The 19,060-nt window shown below is 70.6% G+C and carries 18 protein-coding genes and 1 pseudogene; 11 read left to right on the top strand and 8 right to left on the bottom strand.

Features of this window, described 5'->3' with window-relative positions; translation table 11 throughout:
- Positions 1-111: 111 nt before the first annotated feature.
- Complete coding sequence (locus GT354_RS51205) at positions 112-540, bottom strand: hypothetical protein (protein WP_161365213.1); 429 nt, start codon at positions 538-540, stop codon at positions 112-114.
- Between the two features lie 419 nt (positions 541-959).
- On the opposite strand from GT354_RS51205, the gene pcaH reads away from it, so the two are divergent.
- The 5 genes and pseudogenes from pcaH (at position 960) to GT354_RS51175 (ending at position 5,833) form a co-directional block, all read left to right on the top strand.
- Positions 960-1,679 carry a protocatechuate 3,4-dioxygenase subunit beta gene (pcaH, locus tag GT354_RS51200; RefSeq protein ID WP_161365211.1) on the top strand — a complete coding sequence of 240 codons (720 nt, stop codon included), beginning with the start codon at positions 960-962 and terminating at the stop codon, positions 1,677-1,679.
- Complete coding sequence (gene pcaG / locus GT354_RS51195) at positions 1,676-2,323, top strand: protocatechuate 3,4-dioxygenase subunit alpha (protein WP_161365209.1); 648 nt, start codon at positions 1,676-1,678, stop codon at positions 2,321-2,323. The genes pcaH and pcaG overlap by 4 nt, the downstream gene beginning before the upstream one ends.
- Positions 2,324-2,396: 73 nt before the next feature.
- Positions 2,397-3,722, top strand: a complete 1,326-nt coding sequence (gene pcaB, locus GT354_RS51190; RefSeq protein WP_237536266.1) for a 3-carboxy-cis,cis-muconate cycloisomerase — start codon at positions 2,397-2,399, stop codon at positions 3,720-3,722.
- Positions 3,719-4,857: pseudogene (gene pcaD, locus GT354_RS51185) on the top strand (3-oxoadipate enol-lactonase). Before pcaB ends, pcaD begins: the two are co-directional and overlap by 4 nt.
- Before the next feature lie 202 nt (positions 4,858-5,059).
- Positions 5,060-5,833 carry an IclR family transcriptional regulator gene (locus tag GT354_RS51175; RefSeq protein ID WP_161365205.1) on the top strand — a complete coding sequence of 258 codons (774 nt, stop codon included), beginning with the start codon at positions 5,060-5,062 and terminating at the stop codon, positions 5,831-5,833.
- Between the two features lie 71 nt (positions 5,834-5,904).
- Here GT354_RS51175 and GT354_RS51170 read toward each other — a convergent pair whose 3' ends face one another.
- Complete coding sequence (locus GT354_RS51170) at positions 5,905-6,558, bottom strand: hypothetical protein (RefSeq protein WP_161365204.1); 654 nt, start codon at positions 6,556-6,558, stop codon at positions 5,905-5,907.
- A gap of 145 nt (positions 6,559-6,703) precedes the next feature.
- Positions 6,704-7,402 carry a hypothetical protein gene (locus GT354_RS51165; protein WP_161365203.1) on the bottom strand — a complete coding sequence of 233 codons (699 nt, stop codon included), beginning with the start codon at positions 7,400-7,402 and terminating at the stop codon, positions 6,704-6,706.
- A gap of 263 nt (positions 7,403-7,665) precedes the next feature.
- Between GT354_RS51165 and GT354_RS51160 the strand changes: the two genes are divergently transcribed.
- Positions 7,666-8,847 carry a 4-hydroxybenzoate 3-monooxygenase gene (locus tag GT354_RS51160; protein WP_161365202.1) on the top strand — a complete coding sequence of 394 codons (1,182 nt, stop codon included), beginning with the start codon at positions 7,666-7,668 and terminating at the stop codon, positions 8,845-8,847.
- A gap of 162 nt (positions 8,848-9,009) precedes the next feature.
- On the opposite strand, the gene GT354_RS51155 is transcribed toward GT354_RS51160, so the two are convergent.
- Positions 9,010-9,585, bottom strand: a complete 576-nt coding sequence (locus GT354_RS51155; protein ID WP_161365200.1) for a TerD family protein — start codon at positions 9,583-9,585, stop codon at positions 9,010-9,012.
- 240 nt (positions 9,586-9,825) lie between these two features.
- Here GT354_RS51155 and GT354_RS51150 point away from each other — a divergent pair, with 240 nt between their 5' ends.
- Complete coding sequence (locus GT354_RS51150; protein ID WP_237536263.1) at positions 9,826-10,329, top strand: flavin reductase family protein; 504 nt, start codon at positions 9,826-9,828, stop codon at positions 10,327-10,329.
- Between the two features lie 220 nt (positions 10,330-10,549).
- Here GT354_RS51150 and GT354_RS51145 read toward each other — a convergent pair whose 3' ends face one another.
- A complete protein-coding gene (locus GT354_RS51145; RefSeq protein WP_202513215.1) occupies positions 10,550-11,605 on the bottom strand; it encodes a cupin domain-containing protein in 1,056 nt (351 codons plus the stop codon).
- A 357-nt stretch (positions 11,606-11,962) separates the two neighbouring features.
- Here GT354_RS51145 and GT354_RS56995 point away from each other — a divergent pair, with 357 nt between their 5' ends.
- Positions 11,963-13,189, top strand: a complete 1,227-nt coding sequence (locus GT354_RS56995) for a sensor histidine kinase (RefSeq protein ID WP_161365199.1) — start codon at positions 11,963-11,965, stop codon at positions 13,187-13,189.
- Positions 13,190-13,360: 171 nt separating this feature from the next.
- Here GT354_RS56995 and GT354_RS51135 read toward each other — a convergent pair whose 3' ends face one another.
- Positions 13,361-14,239, bottom strand: coding sequence for an aldo/keto reductase (locus GT354_RS51135; protein WP_161365197.1), 879 nt, complete (start codon positions 14,237-14,239; stop codon positions 13,361-13,363).
- 293 nt (positions 14,240-14,532) lie between these two features.
- Between GT354_RS51135 and GT354_RS51130 the strand changes: the two genes are divergently transcribed.
- Positions 14,533-15,519: a helix-turn-helix domain-containing protein gene (locus tag GT354_RS51130; RefSeq protein ID WP_161365196.1), complete on the top strand. Its 987-nt coding sequence runs from the start codon at positions 14,533-14,535 to the stop codon at positions 15,517-15,519.
- 87 nt (positions 15,520-15,606) lie between these two features.
- A complete protein-coding gene (locus GT354_RS51125) occupies positions 15,607-16,332 on the top strand; it encodes a DUF6882 domain-containing protein (RefSeq protein ID WP_346012543.1) in 726 nt (241 codons plus the stop codon).
- 20 nt (positions 16,333-16,352) lie between these two features.
- Here the strand turns inward: GT354_RS51125 and GT354_RS51120 are convergent, their stop codons facing one another.
- Together GT354_RS51120 and GT354_RS51115 are read right to left on the bottom strand one after the other, a co-directional pair.
- The gene (locus GT354_RS51120) at positions 16,353-17,291 is read right to left on the bottom strand and encodes a MerR family transcriptional regulator (protein WP_161365193.1); all 939 of its coding nucleotides are present in this window, start codon (positions 17,289-17,291) and stop codon (positions 16,353-16,355) included.
- Positions 17,292-17,351: 60 nt separating this feature from the next.
- Entirely contained in the window at positions 17,352-17,987 is a 636-nt protein-coding gene (locus GT354_RS51115; protein ID WP_161365191.1) for a hypothetical protein, read from the bottom strand.
- A 218-nt stretch (positions 17,988-18,205) separates the two neighbouring features.
- On the opposite strand from GT354_RS51115, the gene GT354_RS53190 reads away from it, so the two are divergent.
- The gene (locus tag GT354_RS53190) at positions 18,206-18,661 is read left to right on the top strand and encodes a hypothetical protein (RefSeq protein ID WP_202513214.1); all 456 of its coding nucleotides are present in this window, start codon (positions 18,206-18,208) and stop codon (positions 18,659-18,661) included.
- The last annotated feature ends 399 nt before the right edge of the window (positions 18,662-19,060 follow it).

Here is a 19,060-nt window from a genome sequence, read left to right as displayed (position 1 = left end):
ACCGGTGTCCGCGGTCGGGCCGGGCGTCGTCCGCCCGTCGGTGACGCGGACGGGTAGCCGGTGTCGGGTGCCGTCCGCCGGTGACCGATATGGACGGGTGCCGGCCGCCGGTCAGTGATGCTGCTGGGCGCCTGCGCCTGCCATGAAGTTGAGCGCGTACTCCAACTCGGCGCGCCAAACCCGGGGCACGTTCAGCCGGGTCGTCTCCCGCTCGCCCGGGAACAGGATCCGGAAGCTGCTCCACGGACTCTTCAACCGCACGTCGGAGATCAGACTCGCGGCCTGCGCGTGGGCCAGGACGTGCACGACCTCCTTGGGGCGGGTGGTCAGCTTGCTCGCCCGATGGATCACCACGGCCTGCTGGGTCACCGTGAAGAAGTACTGGGTGATCATCAGCGTCCAGATGACGCCCAGGAATGCCATGAACATCGGGTTCGAGCCGGTGACCGCGTACATCGTCACGATCGGCTGGTCGCTGGGATTGGCCTGCGCCACGGCCTCCGCTATCTGCTTTTGCATCGTCTTCTTGCGCATGGCCATGTGCTTCTCCCCGTGGAACCCCGGCACGCGCCGGGTGCGCGCCCCGTGCATCGATGGGTTCAGAGGGTAACGAGGAAGCGCCGGGCGCTCGGGTGCCTTGAGGTAAAAAATTGCCCCCGCGCCGGACGCCACGATCGGCACCGGGACGACTTCCGCTCAGCGGAATCCCGACGGCGTCCGAAGGGCACGAACGCGCCACCGTGGAACCGGGAATCGTGGGGGCCGTCGGCCTCCGCGTCGCCGAGGTCGGTGCCCGGTCGCTCGCCGCGGTCGTTGCCGTAGGGGAGAAGCAACGGGCCGACCTCGACGGGTCGAGTTCAACGAGGCGGTCGCCGCGCAGTCACTCGCGTGCCCGGGCGCGTGGACACCGGGGTCGGTCAGCGCCTCGCCGTCACGTTGGAAAAGTGAGGAACGATCGGATGACCACACGACCGCCGCAGCCGGCAGCGCCGCGCGAAGCCCCGCGCCCGCGCCTGCCCGAGTTCGCCTGGCCGGCCTACAAGAGCACCGAACTCCGCAGTCCCAGGCACGAGTTGGTGATCCCACCGAGCGGCACCACCGAGTTGTACGGGCCCGTGTTCGGGCCCACCGACGTGCACCCGCTCGACGCCGACCTGACCCGGCAGCACGCCGGGCACCCGCTCGGCGAGCGGATCGTGGTCGGCGGCCGGGTACTCGACGAGGCGGGCCGGCCGCTGCGCAACCAACTCGTGGAGGTGTGGCAGGCGAACGCGGCGGGCCGCTACCCGCACAAGGGCGACCGGCACGCCGCGCCGCTGGACCCCAACTTCACCGGCGCGGGCCGCTGCCTGACCGACGACCGGGGCCGCTACCGGTTCGTCACGGTCAAGCCCGGCGCCTACCCGTGGCGCAACCACCACAACGCGTGGCGTCCCGCGCACATCCACTTCTCGCTCTTCGGTACCGCGTTCACCCAACGGCTGGTGACCCAGATGTACTTCCCGGGCGACCCGTTGTTCGCGTACGACCCGATCTTCAACGCGGTGCGCGAGGCATCCGCCCGGCGCCGGATGATCGCCGCGTTCGACATCGACACCACGGAGAGCGAATGGGCCCTCGGCTACCGGTGGGACATCGTCCTCGGCGGTGCGAGCGCGACCCCGACGGAGGATCGATGAACACGTGGCCGATCGGCGCCGACGGCGCGGCGCCCAACCCGGACGGCGGGCTCACCCCGTCCCAGACGGTCGGACCGTTCTTCGGCCACGCGCTGCCCTTCGCCGGCGGCCCGGACCTGGTCCCCGCCCACACGCCGGGCGCGATCCGGGTGCACGGCACCGTGTACGACGGCGAGGGCGTACCGGTCCCGGACGCGATCGTGGAGTTCTGGCAGGCCGACGCGGCAGGCCGGATACCGCAGGCCCAGGGCTCGTTCGCCCGGGACGGGGCGACCTTCACCGGTTGGGGCCGGTGCGCCGTGGACCGCCTGGGGCGCTACGCGTTCGACACCGTCAAGCCGGGTGCCGTGGACGCGGACGCGCTGCCGTACATCGCGGTTTCGGTGTTCGCACGCGGCATGCTGCGTCGGGTCGTCACGCGCATGTATTTTCCCGAGGACACCGGCCGCCCCGAGGATCCGGGCGGCCCCGAGGGCGCAGACCCCGCCCCCACCCCCGCCCCCGCGCGCGTCGGGGATCCGGTGTTCTCGGTGGTCCCGGCGGCTCGGCATGAGACGCTGATCGCGGTGCCGGAGGAATCGGGTTCCTACCGCTTCGATGTGCACATCCAGGGCGAAAAGGAGACCGTTTTCTTTGCTGTCTGACCCCTCACCGTTCGATGGATTCGACGCGGAGCGGTTCGACGCCGCGTCGCCGGCCGAGGCGGCGGACTCGGGTCTGCTCGAACCGGTACGCGCCGGCACCGCCGTCGAGGCGGCCACGAGCGACGCAGCGCACCTTCGCGCCCTGCTCGACACCGAGGCCGCGCTCGCCCGCGCCCAGGCTCGGATCGGCCTGATCCCCGCGACCGCGGCCGTGGCGATCGAGGCCGGCACGCGCGCCGCGTACGACCGGATCGACCTCGTCGAACTGGCCCGCCGCGCCCGGGGCGCCGGCAATCCGGTCGTGCCGCTGGTGCGCGATCTCACGGCCGCGGTGCGGGCGATCGATCCGGCCGCGGCCGAGTACGTGCACCGCGGCGCCACCAGCCAGGACATCGTGGACAGCGCCGCGATGCTCGTGGCCGCCCGCGCGCTCGACCTGGCGCTGCCCGACCTCGCCCGCACCGCGGCGGCCCTGGCCGACCTCGCGGACCGACACCGGCGCACCGTCATGGCGGGTCGCACCCTCACCCAACACGCGGTACCGACCACGTTCGGGCTCAAGGCCGCCGGGTGGTGCGTGGGCGTCACCGACGCGTACACGCGCGTACACGCCGTCCGGACGGCGCTGCCCGCGCAGCTCGGCGGGGCGGCAGGCACCCTGGCCGCGCTCGGTGCGGACGCCGTCGCGCTGCTCGCGCCGTTCGCCGAGGAGCTCGCGCTCGCCGAGCCGGTCCTGCCATGGCACACCCTGCGCACCCCGATCGTCGACCTCACGAGCGCGCTCGCGCACGCCGGCGGCGCACTGGGCAAGTTCGCCGGCGACGTCGCGCTGCTCACCCAGACCGAGGTCGGCGAGGTCGCCGAACCCGTCGGCGAGGGCCGCGGCGGTTCGTCCGCGATGCCGCACAAACGCAACCCCGTGCTCTCGGTGCTGATCGTCTCGGCCGCGCGCCAGATTCCCGCGTACGCCTCGATCACGGCCGCCTCGATGGCCGGCGCCGAGCACGAACGCCCGGCGGGCGCGTGGCACGCCGAGTGGCAGCCGGTGCGCGCGTGCCTGCGGCTCGCGGGCGGGTCGGCGTGCACGGCCGCCGAGTTGGCCGAGGGCCTGGAGGTCTTTCCGGACCGCATGCGCGCCAATCTGGACCTGACCGGCGGACGGATCGTGTCGGAGCGACTGTCCGTCGAGTTGGCGGCGCGGCTCGGCCGGGCCGAGGCCGCGCGAGTGCTCACCGAGGCATCCCGGACCTCGGCGCTGACCGGTCGTCACCTTCGTGATGTGCTTGGGGAGTTGGACGAGGCGGCATTCGACCCCGCCGCCTACATCGGCTCGACCCCGGCCCTGATCGACCGGGCGCTCGCGCACCATCGCACCGTGTTCCAAGAGAAGGACCAATGACGATCGCCACGCTCAATCACCGATTCGACGGCCCCGCCGACGCCCCGGTACTGATCCTGGGCCCCTCGCTCGGCACCGAGCTGGGCATGTGGGACGCGCAGATCCCGGCCCTGTCGCAGCATCTGCGCGTGCTGCGCTTCGACCTGCGCGGACACGGCAGGTCGCACCCCGTGCTCGGGACCTCGTCGGTCGGCGACCTGGTCGGCGACGTGCTGACGCTGGCCGACTCGTACGGCATCAAACGGTTCGCGTACGCCGGCGTCTCGCTCGGCGGTGCGATCGGCCTGTGGATGGGCGTGCATCACCCCGAACGGCTCACCGGCCTGATCCTGTGCTGCTCGTCGGCCCACTTCGGCGAGCCGCAGGGCTGGCTCGACCGGGCCGCGACGGTGCGGGCCAAGGGCATGCGAGAGGTGGCCGACACGGTCATCCGGCGCTGGTTCACGCCGGAGTACATCACCCGCGAGCCCGCCGCCGTACAGCGCATTCTGGACATGCTCTACGCATGCCCGGCCGAGGGCTACGCGGGCTGTTGCGACGCGCTCGCCCACTACGACCTGCGCGCCGAACTCGGCCGGGTCACCGCGCCCACGCTTGTGATCGGCGCGGAGCAGGACCCGTCCACCCCTGTGGAGCACGCGCGCGAGCTGGCCGCGGGCATCCCCGACGCGATGCTCGTCGAGGTCGCCGACGCCGCGCACCTGGCCAACATCCAGCAGGCCGACACGGTGACCGACGCGATGCTCAAGCACCTGGTGGGTCACGCGTGAGCCACGACGACGGCATGCGCGTGCGCCGTGAGGTGCTGGGCGACGCGCAGGTGGACCGCGCGATCACCGGAACCACCGAACTGACCGGCGATTTCCAGGAACTGATCACCCGTTACGCGTGGGGCGAGATCTGGACCCGGCCGGGCCTGGACCGCAGGACGCGCAGCTGCATCACGTTGACCGCGCTGATCGCCCACAACCACATGGACGAACTCGCGCTGCACGTGCGGGCGGCGCGGAACAACGGGCTCACGTGGGACGAGGTCAAGGAGGTGCTGTTGCAGAGCGCGATCTACTGCGGAGTACCGGCCGCCAACAGCGCCTTCGCCGTCGCCCAGCGGGTCCGGGTGGAGATGGGCGAGTAGTCGGTGCGCCGCGACGCGCCGTCGGAACGCATCGCCGAACCGTGTTGCCGGAAGGCACCGCCGGGCGCGACGTAAACTCCACGAGGCTTCCGCTGACCGGAAGCCCGGGCTTGCGCCGACCGGGAGCCCGGGCTTGCGCCGACCGGAAGCCCGGGCTTGCGCCGACCGCCAGTCCACACGTCCCGCTCCCGGAGGTTCGGCCATGACGCCCAGCACGGTCACGGGCAAGGTGATGGCCATCCTGGGCGCGTTCGCGGCGGGTGACGGCCGGCTCACCCTGACCGAGGTGTGCCGGCGCGCCGATCTCGCGCTCGCCACCGGCCACCGGCTGGTCGCCGAACTGGTCGGCGGCGGGCTCCTGGAGCGGCTCGACGACGGCACGTATCGGGTCGGGGTCAAGCTGTGGCACATCGGCGCCCAGGCGCACGCGGCGACCGACCTGCGCGACCTCGCGTTGCCACACATGGAGGACCTGTACGAGGCCACCCACGAGAACGTGCAGCTGGCCGTGCTGCGCGAGGGCAAGGCGCTGTACCTGGAACGCCTGCGCGGACCGCGCTCGGTGCCGGTGGTGACCCGGGTGGGGACCGAACTGCCGTTGCACGCCACGGGGGTGGGCAAGGTGCTGCTCGCGTTCGCGCCCGAGGCGCTGCGCGAACGGGTGTTGGCCGAGGGCCTCGCGAAGCACACCGCCCGCACCATCACCGACCCGGTCCGCCTGCGCGAGTGTCTGGTCGAGGTGCGGCGCACGGGGGTGGCCACCACGTCGGCGGAGATGACGGCGGGCGCGCACTCGGTGGCCGCGCCGGTACGCGACACACACGGGACGGTGGTCGCCGCGTTGTCCCTGGTGACGGGCCGGCGGACGGCGGATCTACGGCGGTTGGTGCCGACCGTGACCACGGCGGCGCGGGCGCTGTCGAGAGACGTGGCCCAGCACTGGTCGGGGAGCGGGGACATCGGCGGGGGAGAGTGAGCGCACGGCGGCGGGGTCGTCACCCACGTGGGTGACGACCCCGCCGCCGTGTTCCGAGTGTTCGAACCCGGTCAGAGCTTCAACATGCTCTGTAGGAACGTCCGGTACTTGTGCAGCGCGAGCCGCAGTTGCTCGGTGTCGCCGCCCGCCGTGCTCTTGACCTGCTCCAACTCGTTGCGCCGGGTTCGGATCGAGTCCGTCACGAGCTTGGTGACCTGGGCGGCGATCTCGTCGGCGTCCGCAACCGCGTCGGAGGGGCTGTCCACGAATCCCGCGAGCGCCTCCCGGAACCGATGGTTGAGGTCCTCGGCGGCGGCGCGGTCGAACATGTGCGCCTCGGCGTCGGGGGCGCCGTCGGCGTCGCCGTTGTGTCGCGGAGAGACCTTGGTGGGGGTGTCCGCCGAGGCCGGGCTGCGCCCGCCGACGTCCCGGGTCGGGCGCGGCGGCGTGCTCGGCGGCGGGGGCGGCGCGTCCCTGTCCTTGTTCGGGACGGCGTGCACCGTGGTGCCGTACGGCTCCGCTTCGTCGTGCTGCTGGTGCGGAAGGCCGTGCGCGGCCGGCGGTGCCTTGGGCGCGGCCGGCGGGCTGTCGATGTCGGGCCTCGGGCCGTCGGTGACGCGCGCCTGGCGTGCGGCGCGGTCGCGGTCGTCGCGTTCGACGAAGGGCACGTCGTCCCGGCTGGGACCGGAAGCGCCCGGCCCTGTCGGGGAGTTCTGCTTGCGCATCGGTATGGGTCCTCTCGTCCGGTACGACTGGCGGTGGCGCTGTTCCTCTGCGCTTACTGCTTGGCGTGCTTGGCGTGCTTGGCGTGCTTGACCACGCGTCTGCGTGCGTCGGCGGGTGCCTGTCGTGCTCGCGTTCGTGTGCGGGTCAGCGGGCCTCGGGCTTGGAGGTGTCCACGTGCGGCGTGGCCGTCTCGCCGGGCCCCGCGATCCACTGGTCGGTCCGGCCGTCGTGCACCGCGCCGGTCGCGCCGGGCGAGGTCGGGTCCGCGGCCTGTCGCGTGGTCGGGCCGACGTCGGCGCGCGGCCGGTAGGTACGGCCGAGCAGCTCGTCGAACAGCGCGCGGTGGTGGATCATCGCCTGGCGCAGGTCCTCGGTACCGGCGTCGCCGGACTCGCTGCGACGCGCGATGTCGTGCGCCTTGCGGTAGTGGTCGAGCGTGTGGCCGTGCTCGACGGACAGCATTTCCATCCGCTTGTCGTGGGCGCCGGTCGGGTAACCACGCTCACGCATCAGGCGGGTGATCAACTCGTCGGCCTCCTGGACCGCGCCGTCGGGAGCGTCGACGAACCGCTCCTGGACGTCGGTCCACTCGGCGGAGTACTTCTCGCGGGCGGCCGGGTCCAGCGGCTTGAGCTGCAGCTCGCTGTGCCGACGCTCGCGCTCGACCAGGTTGCGTTCGGCCTCGCGGCGGTCGCCGTACTGTTCGATCGCCCGGTCGTACTCCGGGCCGAAACGGGTCTGCAGGTGCTTCCGCCGCATCAGGAGCCGGCCCGCGAAGAAGGCCGCAGCGGCGAGGGCGACGATGATCACCACGACCAGGATGACGGTCGCTGTCGGGTTCACGGGGACTCCCATATGCGTCGGGTCTCGGATCGTGCCTTTCGGTGGAACAGCGGACGTACTCCGTGAATCCGGAGCATCCGCTCGTGCTTGCCAGACTCATGACTTGCCCGGACCCGGAAGGCCAAACGCCGCCGGGACAAAGGGTTTCCGGTCACCGGAAGGCAGGCCCCTTCGCGCTGCCCGGAATGGGCGAACCTGCAACGAACGGTGCGACGACGCATCGCGGGTGTCGCGGTGGACCGCGATGGGTGAGGAGCGGGCTGATGCGGACACAGGTCGGAATCATCGGCGCGGGCCCGGCGGGCCTGCTCCTGTCCCAACTGCTGCACAACCAGGGGATCGACTCGGTGGTCCTGGAGGCGCGCGGTCGCGAGTACTGCGAACAGCGCCGGCGCGCGGGCATGTTGGAGCAGTCCACGGTCGACGCGCTGCGCGCGGCCGGCGCCGCCGATCGCCTGGACCGCGAGGGTCTGCTCCACCACGGGATCCACCTGCGCTTCGCCGGCCGCGACCGGCACATCGACTTCCCGAGCCGGACCGGCGGCAAGTCGGTCACCGTCTACGGGCAGACCGAGATCGTCAAGGATCTGATCGCCAAGCGGGTCGACGAGGGCGCGCGGCTGTACTTCGACACACCCGTCACCGCGATCGAGGGCATCGACTCGGACGCGCCGCGGATCCGGTTCGTGCGTGACGGCGTCGAACAGACCCTGGAATGCGACGTGATCGCGGGCTGTGACGGCTTCCACGGCGTCGCGCGCCCCGCCCTTCCGGCGCACGTGCTCAAGACCTTCGAGCGGGTGTATCCGTTCGCGTGGCTCGGCATCCTGGCCGACGTCGCGCCGTCCACCGACGATCTGATCTATGCGTACAGCGACCGCGGCTTCGCGCTGCACAGCATGCGTTCGGCGTCGGTCAGCCGGTTGTACCTCCAGGTGGAGCCGGACGCGAAGGTCGAGGACTGGCCGGACGTGAGGATCTGGGCGGAGTTGCACGAGCGCTTCGCGGTGCCGGGATGGCGGCTCGACGAGGGCCCGATCACGGACAAGAGCATCACCCCGATGCGCAGCTTCGTGGCCGAGCCGATGAGCTTCGGCCGGCTGTTTCTGGCGGGCGACGCGGCGCACGTAGTCCCGCCCACGGGAGCCAAGGGGCTCAACCTGGCGATGGCCGACGTGCGGGTGCTCGCGGACGCGTGCGTCGAGTGGTTCGGCCGGGGGTCGAGGGCCGGGCTCGACGCCTACAGCGACACGTGCCTGCGGCGGGTGTGGCGGGCCGAGCACTTCTCGTACTGGATGACGACGCTGTTGCACGTGGACCCGAGCGCGCCCGAGTTCGACCGTCGTTGCCGACTCGCGCACCTGGCGTACGTCGCCGACTCGGAGGCCGCGATGACCACGCTCGCGGAGAACTACGTCGGCTACGACTGGAACGGGGACGACTGACCCGAGGTCGGCCCCGGGGGCGGGACCTCGGCAGCCGAACGCACGACGACCCGATCTCCGCCGAGATCGGGCCGTCGTGTCCTACGGGTGTCACATGTCCTGCGCGTCCTACCGGTGTCGCGGGTCCTGCGGGTGCTGCGAGTCCTGCGGGCGCGGCTCGGGTCAGACGCTGACGCCGAAGTCCTTCGCGATGCCCGCGAGGCCGGACGCGTAGCCCTGGCCCAGCGCGCGGAACTTCCAGTCGGTGCCGGCGCGGTACAGCTCGCCGAAGAGCATCGCGGTCTCGGTGGACGCGTCCTCCGAAAGGTCGTAGCGCGCGAGCTCGACGTTGTCGGCCGCGTTGAGCACGCGGATGAACGCGTTGCGGACCTGGCCGAAGGACTGCTTGCGGTTGTCGGCGTCGTAGACCGAGACCGGGAAGACGACCTTGTCGACGTCGGCGGGGAGCTGCGCGAGGTTGACCTTGATCTGCTCGTCGTCACCCTCGCCCTCGCCGGTGCGGTTGTCGCCGGTGTGCTCGACGGTGCCGTCGGGGGTCTTCATGTTGTTGAAGAACACGAAGTGCTGGTCGGAGTAGACCTTGCCGCCCGCGTTCACGACGATCGCGCTCGCGTCGAGGTCGAAGTCCTCGCCCGTGGTCGTGCGCAGGTCCCAACCGAGGCCGACGACGACGGCGGTCAGGCCAGGGGCCTCCTTGGTGAGGGAGACGTTTCCGCCCTTGCTCAGGCTCACGGCCATGGGTGTGTCCTTCCAGAAGGATGTATGACGTCGCGGACGACGCTACTGCTACTGGTCCGGACGTGCAGCAGGCATATGTAAGTTCCCGAATGGCTCGAATGGGTGCGTCGAGTGGCGGTGATCACGGAGCAAAGGCGGCCGTCAGGTTATTGACGCTTCGTCAGATCCACCGTTCAATGGCAGGGCCAAACAGATATACGACTAATAGTCATATCGAGTTCCGGACCCATGGGGGCAGCCATGTCCAGCGCAACGACGCCGTCGGCCGCGATCGATCAGGCGCGGATGCGTCAGGTCATGGGCCACTTCGCCACCGGCGTCACGGTTGTCACGGCGATCCACGACGACGCCCCGGTGGGCATGGCCTGCCAGTCGTTCACGTCCCTGTCGCTGGAGCCCGCGTACATCTCGATCTCCCCGGCACTCACCTCCACGACCTACCCGAAGGTGCGGACGGCCGGGCGGTTCGTGGTGAACATACTCGCCGAGGACCAGCAGGACGTGTGCCGCGCGATGGGCCGCAGCGGCGGTGACAAGTTCGCCGGCGTCGACTGGGCGCCCGCCGCGAACGGCGCCCCGCGGCTGGCCGGCGCGCTCGCCTGGATCGAATGCGACCTCGCCCACGAACTGCCCGGTGGCGACCACGTGATCGTGATCGGCGCGGTCACCGCGCTGGACCTGCCGCGGGACGCGTCACCGCTGATGTTCCACAAGGGCCGCTACGCACGGCTGATCGCCGAGTAGCCGGAACCGGCCGCCTCGGGCTGTCGCTGGTGTTCAACGCCCTCGGCGCCACGCTGGGCAACCGGATCGGCAACCGACCGATGACGGCCAAGGCGGGGGACGGGTCGGGCTCGGTTCGGGTTCCTGACTTGGCCGCGGGCGCGGGACGCGGAAAGCCCCGCCACCCGCCGCAGCGCGGTGGATGACGGGGCGTCAGGCGCGTGTCGGCGCGCACACCGGGTCAGCGGCGGTCGCTGAAGCGGATGTCCAGGCTGCGGAGGTAGGTCTGCAGGCCCGCGTCCTGAATCGGGATCAGGTGGGCCGGGCTGCCCGACTCGTTGTGGTGGGCGTGCCACTTCCCCGGCGGGGTGATGAACGCGCCGCCCGGTTCCCACTCCACGCGCTGCGGGTCGACGATGTCGCCGTGGTCGTCGAGACGGTCGCCCAAGAGCGTGAAGCAGCCCGGTTCGCAGTCCAGGATCAGGTCGAGGGCGACCGACTGGTGGCGGTGCGGCCGTTGGATCTGGTCGACCGGCAGCAGGCCGAACATCGCCCACAGGGTGTGCGTGACGGTCAGCGTCTGGTCCTGGTCGATCGTGTTGAGCAGGACGCTGACCCGGTTCTTGGCGTTGGCACCCGGCGCCTCGGCGATCCTGGTCAGTTCCTCGACCGCGCGGTGCCGGGCGAACTTGGTTGGCCGAAATCGCGCCTCGTTGGGTGTGACGCCCAGGTAGCGCAGCAACGGCTCGTCGTGCACCCAGTACATGACCGTGTCCTGCGCGGCGTGGTGGACGATCTCGCCCAGGTCCGGCAGGACCAGGAAGTCGCCCTTCTCCCACTCGACGGCCTGGCCGCCGACGAGCGACATGCCACGCCCGTACATCACGTAGTACAACTGCGACGTCGCGTTGGGCCGCACCGCGAGCCGATCGCCCGCGTTGATCCGGACGAAGTTGGCCAACAGCGCCGGGCTGGTCGCGGGTCCGCCCGTGATCCGCATCGGCTCGGCCAGGTCGAGCGGGACCACGCGGGTGTCGCCGCCGGTGTGCAGCGCGGCCGGGAACCGTTCCACCGGCACCGGGGTGATGTAGCCGGAGCCGATCGGGTTGGCGGCCTTCGTGTACTCCCAGTAGACCGCGTCCTCGGCCCACCGGGTCGCGGTCTCCGCGAGCGGTCCCTCGAAGCCGAACCGGGCCACGTCCACGACCGGCGGGGCGGCGATGGTGGGATCGAAGAGCCCGGTGTCCCGCTCGCCGGAAGCCTGTTGATCGACTGTCACCTCAGACTGCGCAGTCATGCGGAATCCTTTCGTGAGCACGTATCCCCGGCCCTCCCATGGTCCCACCGGATCGGTTGCGCCAACCGGCGGGGCGTGCGGGGTCACCACCAAAGGACGTCGCCCTCGCACTCGGTGGCATGGAGTCGACGGCCGGCCACGGTGCGGATCGTGCCGATGGTCGCCGGGCCGCGCGACGCCGGTACGACGATCCCGCTCACCGCGCAGAGCCTCGACGAGGCCGAACCTGCGCGCGGTGTCCCTGCCGGAGTCATTCGCGGCGGTCGAACCGGCCGGCGCCTGGAAGCTCGGTCGGGTGGCGCTGGTCCCGGGCCCATGGGGTGTGGTCGCCTTGGTGCTGTGGACAAGGACATTCGGGTGGACCGAGAACGACCGACGATCGAGCGGTTCGCACCCGCCCTGGAACACGAGCAGGCGGAGTTCGCGTGGAAGCTGCTGTGGGTCTATCGCTGGGTCTACGTCGTTCTCGGCGCGTTCACCGCCGTTCAGCTCGCCAACGACGGCAGGCCGATGTGGTGCTACGTCGCGCTCGTCGTGATGCCCGTGTCCTTTTGGCTGTTGCTGCCCATGGACGTGGATCCGACGGCCTGGGATTCGCGCGGATGGATGCACCTGGCGGTGGCCTACGTGGGGATGACCGCACTGAGCGTGGTCGACCCGGGCGGCCTGGTGCTGATGTACGTGCTGATGCCGCTGACCTTCACGTTCATCGAGCCGATGCTTTTGGCGATGCTCGCGGGCGGCTACCTCGTGGGCGTGAACGGCGTGCTCCAGGCCCGGCAGGCGGACTGGGAGCGCGGAAAGGTCGTCGGCCTGCTGGTCGAGACGATCATCGTGCTGAGCTTCAGTTACCTGATGACCCGGATGATCACCTGGCTCGCCGATCGGCTGGAAGAGCGCAGTCGGCTGGTCCACGAGTTGGAGAGCACGCGGGCCGAACTGGCGGTGACCCACCACGAGGCGGGCGTACGGGTGGAGCGCGAACGGATGGCCCGCGAGATCCACGACACCCTCGCGCAGGGCTTCACCAGCATTCTGATGCTTCTTCAGGCGGCCGGAATCACCGTGGACCCCGACGACGCCGCGACCCGCAAGCGGCTGGAACTGGCCGAGCGGGTGGCCCGCGACAACCTGGCCGAGGCACGGGCGCTGGTCGCCGCGCAGGGCCCGGCGGCGGGAGGCGGCCCGGCCGAGCCGCTCGCCCACGTACTCGGTCGTACGGTCGCCGACCTGGGGGAGGAGTTGGAGGTGGCCGCCGACTTCCGTATTCGCGGGACCGAGCACGAGTTGTCCTCGACCGTGCAGGTGGTGTTGGTCCGGGCGCTCCAGGAATCGCTGGCCAACATCCGCAAGCACGCCGGGGCCCGGTCGGTGGAGGTGGAGCTGACCTACCGTCCGGACGCCGCGTGGCTGACCGTCGCGGACGACGGGCGAGGCTTCGACCCGAGCGTCGATCCGGGCGAGGGGAAGGGGGGATACGGCCTTCCCGGGATGCGGGCACGGCTCGCGCAGGTCGGCGGCGTCGTCGAGGTGCTCTCCGCGCCGGGGCACGGCACGACCGTACGAGTGGAGGTACCCCGGTGACCGGGCTTGCGGGCGGAGCGGCTCCGGTGATCGGGCCGCCGATGCCGGGCACGTACGGCGTGGCGGCGACGCGGCGGATCGCCCACGAGTTGCCCGCTCACGCCCGCCACGAGGTCGACTCGGCCGCTCGGCGACCCCGTCGAGAACAGCCCAGGGCCGCCGACGAGTCGGTCAACCGACCGCCGTATTCAGCTCCTTGAGCTGCGCCGGGCTCAACCGCACCGTCGCCGCCGCGATGTTCTCCTCAAGGTGCGCCGTCGAGGATGTACCCGGGATCGGCACCATGTTCTCGGCCCGGGCCAGCAACCACGCGAGCGCGACCTGGGCCGGCGTGGCGTCGATCCGTGCGGCGAGGTCGCGGAGGGGGCTGTCCGGCTGGGCCAAGGGGCCCATGTCGAGCGGAAACCAGGAGACGAACGGCAGGCCCTCGCGTGTGCAGTAGTCGAGCACGTCCTCGTGCTTGCGTTCCGTGATGCTGTACTGATTCTCGACGGAGGCGATCTCGGTGATCCGCCGGGCAGCGACGATCTGGTCGACGGTCACCTCGTTGAGCCCGATCGCGCCGATCTTTCCCTCTTCCTTCAGCTGCACCAACTCGCCGATCTGGTCCTCGAACGGCACCTTGGGGTCGACCTGGTGCAGCTGGTAGAGGTCGATGTGATCGACGCCCAGACGGCGCAGGCTCAACACGCATTCCTGCCGCAAGAACTCCGGGCGCCCAAGGGTGGCGTAGACGCCCGGTCCGGACTGCGTCTGACCGCCCTTGGTCGTGATCAGCACATGCTCCGGATACGGATGCAGCGCCTCACGGATGATCACCTCGCTGACGTGTGGTCCGTAGACGGCGGCGGTGTCGATGAAGTCGACGCCCAGTTCGACCGCGCGCCGTACGAGCCGGACGGAGCCGGCCCGGTCGACCGGCTCGCCCCAGAGGTCGGGGCCGACCACTCGCATGGCCCCGAAGCCGAGCCGGTGAACGGTCTTTCCGGCGATCTCGATGGTCCCGGACGCGTGGTTGACGCGATTTCCGGGACGCTGGTCCTGGACCATGGGTACTCCCTGCAAAAGGTTGCGGATGGGGTGCGGGCGGCGCCGAGGAGGCGTCGACCGGACTCGGCGGGGCAACCGGGCCCGGCCGCTTGCCGGGCGTACTGCGATCACTCGGGGCATGCCGTGAGCACCCGCGCCGTGCGGCCCGGGCTCGGTGTCCTGCCGACTCCTGCCTGCCACTGCACTCTATGGACGGCGGTTCGGCCCGCGATTGAACCTCGGCGACCCGTCCATGGAACATCGGCGCCACGAGGTAGCCTCGGTACGTCGAAGGAGAGGCGGATCGACGGGTCATGGACAGTGCCGGAGCAGGAGCCGACGACTCGCGAGGGGCGTTCTCCCTGGACACCATCACCCCCTTGCCGCGCGGGTTCACCAACTTCGTGCACGACTGGGAGACACAGGTCGGTGACGGCTTCCCACTGCCGACCTTCAGCCCGGACACGACGGGCGACTTCCGGGTCAAGGGCCGCGCCGCGAAGGTAGGCGACGTGGCGATCACCGATCTCCACGGCGCATCGGCGCTGCGGACCGCCGACCCCGGCGACGACGAGGACCGCGTACGGATCTGGTTGGTGCGGCGCGGGGCGTGGACTCTCGGCGGCGGCCCCGGCCCCGACCACGGTGGCGAACGCACGATATCCGCCGGGCAGTTCCTCGTCCGGCACGTCGGGCGGCCGGTGCACTTCGAGACGGCCCCGCACACGACGGCGAAGGTCGTCGTCCTGCCCACCGCCATGCTCGAACCGTTGCTCGGGAACCGGATCCTCACCGGATCGACGGACTCGGCAGAGGTGCGGCTGCTCGTAGCGCACACGAACATGATCCACGCCACCGTGACCGACCTCGGTCCGGCCGGTCTGCACGCCGCCCACAGCGCTCTGATCGAACTGGCCAAGGCGGTGGCGAGGCACCGGTTCGACGACCGGGAACCCCTGCTGGCCCCCGCGCTCGCCCAGGCGGCGAAGGACCTGGCGGACAGCCGGCTCGCCGACCCCTCGCTCTCGTCCAGGACGCTCGCGAGCGAACTCAACGTCTCCGTACGCACCCTGCAGCGCGCGTTCGCCGCAGGAGGAGAATCAGTGACCGCCTACATCCGCCTCCGGCGGCTGGAAGAGGCGCGACTCGCCCTCACCGCCCGGTCCGGCCGGCCGAGCGTCTCGGAACTGGCCGCCCGTTGGCAGTTCTCGGACAGTAGCCACTTCATCCGGGCGTTCAAGGCACACTACGGCCGGACTCCTACCGACTACGCCCGCGAGGCAAGCTCGCCGAGGGCCTGAGTCGGTACGCGATTTCGGCCTTCCCTGTGTCCCTTCGTCCTTCGTCCCTTCGTTCCGGTGAGTCGAGAGGTGGTGCGTTTCGTGCCGATGCCGCTGAAGCCGAACGACGTTTTCAGTCGCACGTTCGAGGACGCGGGCGCGTATTACGCGGCGGCGGCTCTCGAGCAACAGGCCGCGTATGCGCGCTACCAGCCGGCGGGCGGTGCCTGGACGCTGAACTACGACACGAGCCTGCTTCGGATCGGCGAGGTCACCGTGCACCAGTCGCCGCTGGGTTCGCTGGGCTACGACGGCAGTTGGCTGTGGGCGTGGGCGAACGAGCGCACACATTCGCCGGGGGTACCTCGCCTCGCATCGGCGACGTGGCTGCGGGCGTTCGGGGAGCGGAACCGGATCTACGAATTCGCCGAGCCGCGGCTCGAACTCGACGGGTTTCCGGATCCGTTGGCAGCCGCGGAGCGGTTGGCCACGGTAGCCCTCGGCGCGTTGCGCACGCGCGGCTTCGCGGGTGTGCCACTCGACGACGGTGCGTGGGCGTTCGTCCTCGTCGACGACGCGGACGTGCCGGAGGCCGGGTTCGACCGGCGGGTGGTGTCGCGGATGTTCGATGCCGCGGTGCGGTTGTTTCCGTACGATCCGCGCCGGACCGCGACGGGGTATCTCGCGCGGCACGGGTTCACCGTCCGTGAGGCGGTGTCGGACGGATCGCTGCACGCCGACCACCCCGACGGGACCACCGTGGCCGCCCGGTTCACCGATGACGGCCTGTTGGCGGCCGTGTCCGTGCGAGGGCCGGCCGTGGCCTCGGGCTGACCTCGGCCTGCACCGCATTGCTATCCGTCGCGGTCGTTTCGCAGGGCCCGGACGAGCCAGGAGTACACCGGGACCAGGCTCGGTACCACCTCCCAGCCGTTGACGATCCACACCAGGCGCCAGTATCGGTCCACTCGGGGGTCGTGTGCCTCCTCGAACTGTCGGGCCATCCAGTCCCGGAAATCCGGGTCGGGGCGGCGCGTGAAGGCCTCGGCGAAGCGGTGCACCAGGTCGTCGACGACGGCTGCGCCCTTGCTGCCGAGCGGGTCGATGCCCGACTCCATGGCCTCGGTCACCGTGTGACGGGCGAACCGCATCAACTCCTCGCCGGCCGCGCTCTCGATGTCGAGCGGGCGCCCGGCGGCCTGGAACACGGCCGTCCGGCGCATCCGAGCCCGGAAGCACTCGTCGCCGACCAGCCCGGCGAGCTCCACCCACGCGGCGACCTGCGCACTGGACGGATCGTCGGGGAGGTTGGGCGTGGCGGCGCGAACCATGGCCACCGCGGCCGGGTCGGTATCCCCCGTACCGAAGGTGCCGACGATGAAATCGTCGAACAACCGCCGGCGTTCCTCGCCGGACAACTGCGTGAGCCTGTGCATGAGCTGGGTCTCCTCGGGATCGGACCCGCGTTGGGCCACGACTCGTAGCACGCTCCGACGCAGTTGCAGCACCCGGATCTGGACGTCCACGGCGTCGGCGTGCGCCGCGGCGACTTCCGGCACCGAGAGCTCGCGGTCCAGTACCCGTTGGATCGTGGCCAGGTCCATGCCCAGTTCGCGCAGCGTGCGGACGAACTCCAGGCGAAGCAATGCGTCGAGGTCGTAGAGCCGATAACCGGCGGGACTTCGGGTGGTCGGCGCGACGATCCCTGAATCCGAGTAGAACCGGATGGTCCTCACGGACAAGCCGGTCCGCCGGGAAAGCTCCCCGATCGAATAGAGGGTCGCAGCGTCCATGCCCCCAACTCTGCTGTCTCCAGTCACTGGAGACTCAAGGCTGTTTCCCGGCGTGCAGGCTCATTTCATACCGGCGCCCTGGTGGGTCATCACGCGATTCAGCGAAAAGATCGGGGCGGTGTGGGCGAGCACAGCCGCGAGCCGGTCCCAACCCGCCAAGGTGAAGTGTCCCAGCAGCCACCACACGTGGATGTCACCGTCGCATTCCCAGAGCGGCCGAGGGCCCTTCGACGTCGGGAACAGCCGGGTACGCGGAGCCTTGCCCTCGGTGAGGAGCGCGGCGTCCTCGGCACAGCACAGGACCGGTCGGGGCAGCAGTCCCGGCGACGGTTGCCACAACGCACTGACGTTCGCCGGCCCGTGATGCGGGTCGAACAGGCACGGCGCCGGGTAGCGGCCCGAGGCGTCGGGGCCGAAGCCTTCTTCGGGTCCCGCGGGCAGACACACGCGGGCTTGGGCGAGTTGAGCGGTGAACCAGCCCACGGGCGAGGGATCCAGGAGGAGGTCGGTCGGATCGGGTGCGGCGCGCCACGCGTCCCGAATACGCGCGGCATCCGCGGTACGGGCCACCGCCGCGGCAGGTGAACCACCATCGACCACACGCGCCTCGACCGCGGCCAACTCGGCGTCGAACTCGTCGAACGTGCGCAGCAACACCGCGCGTTCCTTGACCAGTTCTCGATCAGACGCAGACAAGAAGATCTCCTCGGGCGCTCTGGGCATCCAGCGAACGACGCGGGCGGGTCGGAAACCCGGACTCGATCATGCCGTGCCGTTGCCTCCGGCGTGGTCAGATGATCGGCATTTCGGCGAGTTCCACTACGCTTGCCCGCCCCCGGCCCTGCCCGCCCCGAACGATCCCGACCGAACGGCGAACCGTTCCGAGTCGTCCAGCCCGTGCGAAGCTGTGCGCCATGGCGCCTTTGACGGTCCGTGGGCATGCCCTCCCCGCCCCGCTGACGTCCCTCATCGACCGCGGCCTCTGGCTTGACCCGGGTGATGCCGTCCTGGCGAAGGTCATCCCGTGGTTCGAGGACCCGCTTGTCCTCCTGTCGAACCCGGAGCAGATGGAGTTCGAGTCCCGATCGATGGACGTGTTCGCCGACGATCGGCACGGCACCTACTTTCGCGAGGCACGCGGAAGCAGGGTCACGACTCCGCTCGAACTACCGTGGCTCGACATCGAACAGGCAGTGCTGATCGCCGTCAATCGCCGCCTGGGTGATGACGTTGGCCTGGCGCTCGACTACCGCACCGACCCTTCGGACCCTCGCGTTGTCGGCAGTGACTTTTGGACGAACCCTGGTGAGTGCCGATGGCGGGTCGTAGCACCTACGTTCTCGACCTTTGTCACGAGCTTGGGTCTGTGAACCCCGAGGCCGCGTCACTGCCACGCCCGGACAGGGACGGCCGCAAGGCGGACCGACAGCGATGCGGAAGGCCGAGGACGTGGACGGTTGCCGCCGACAGACGGACGTCCGCTCTCCTGCCGTGTAGGAGCGCCCAGGCCCGTTTCCGTCGAGTTCGGTTCGGTTCGGCCCGGCTCAGGTCCGCACGCCGCCATCGACCCGTTCGCCTGGCGCCTCGGCACTCGGCCCACGAGTGGCGGGGCTTCTTCATCGCTGCGGCGTCATCGTCCGGGGACCCTTCCAGCGTCGGCGGAGTGACGGTGCGTACGCGTGTCAGTCGTCCATGCCGCCTTGGCCGGCGCCGCCCATGGGGGTGACCTTGACCGGGGAGCCGGCGCCGTCGGTGACGGGCAGCGAGGC

It is taken from the genome of Streptomyces sp. SID3343 (genome assembly GCF_009865215.1).
GTDB lineage: Bacteria > Actinomycetota > Actinomycetes > Streptomycetales > Streptomycetaceae > Embleya.
The sequence above is the reverse complement of the archived record's forward strand: the minus strand, read 5'-3'. Positions and strand labels throughout refer to the sequence as shown.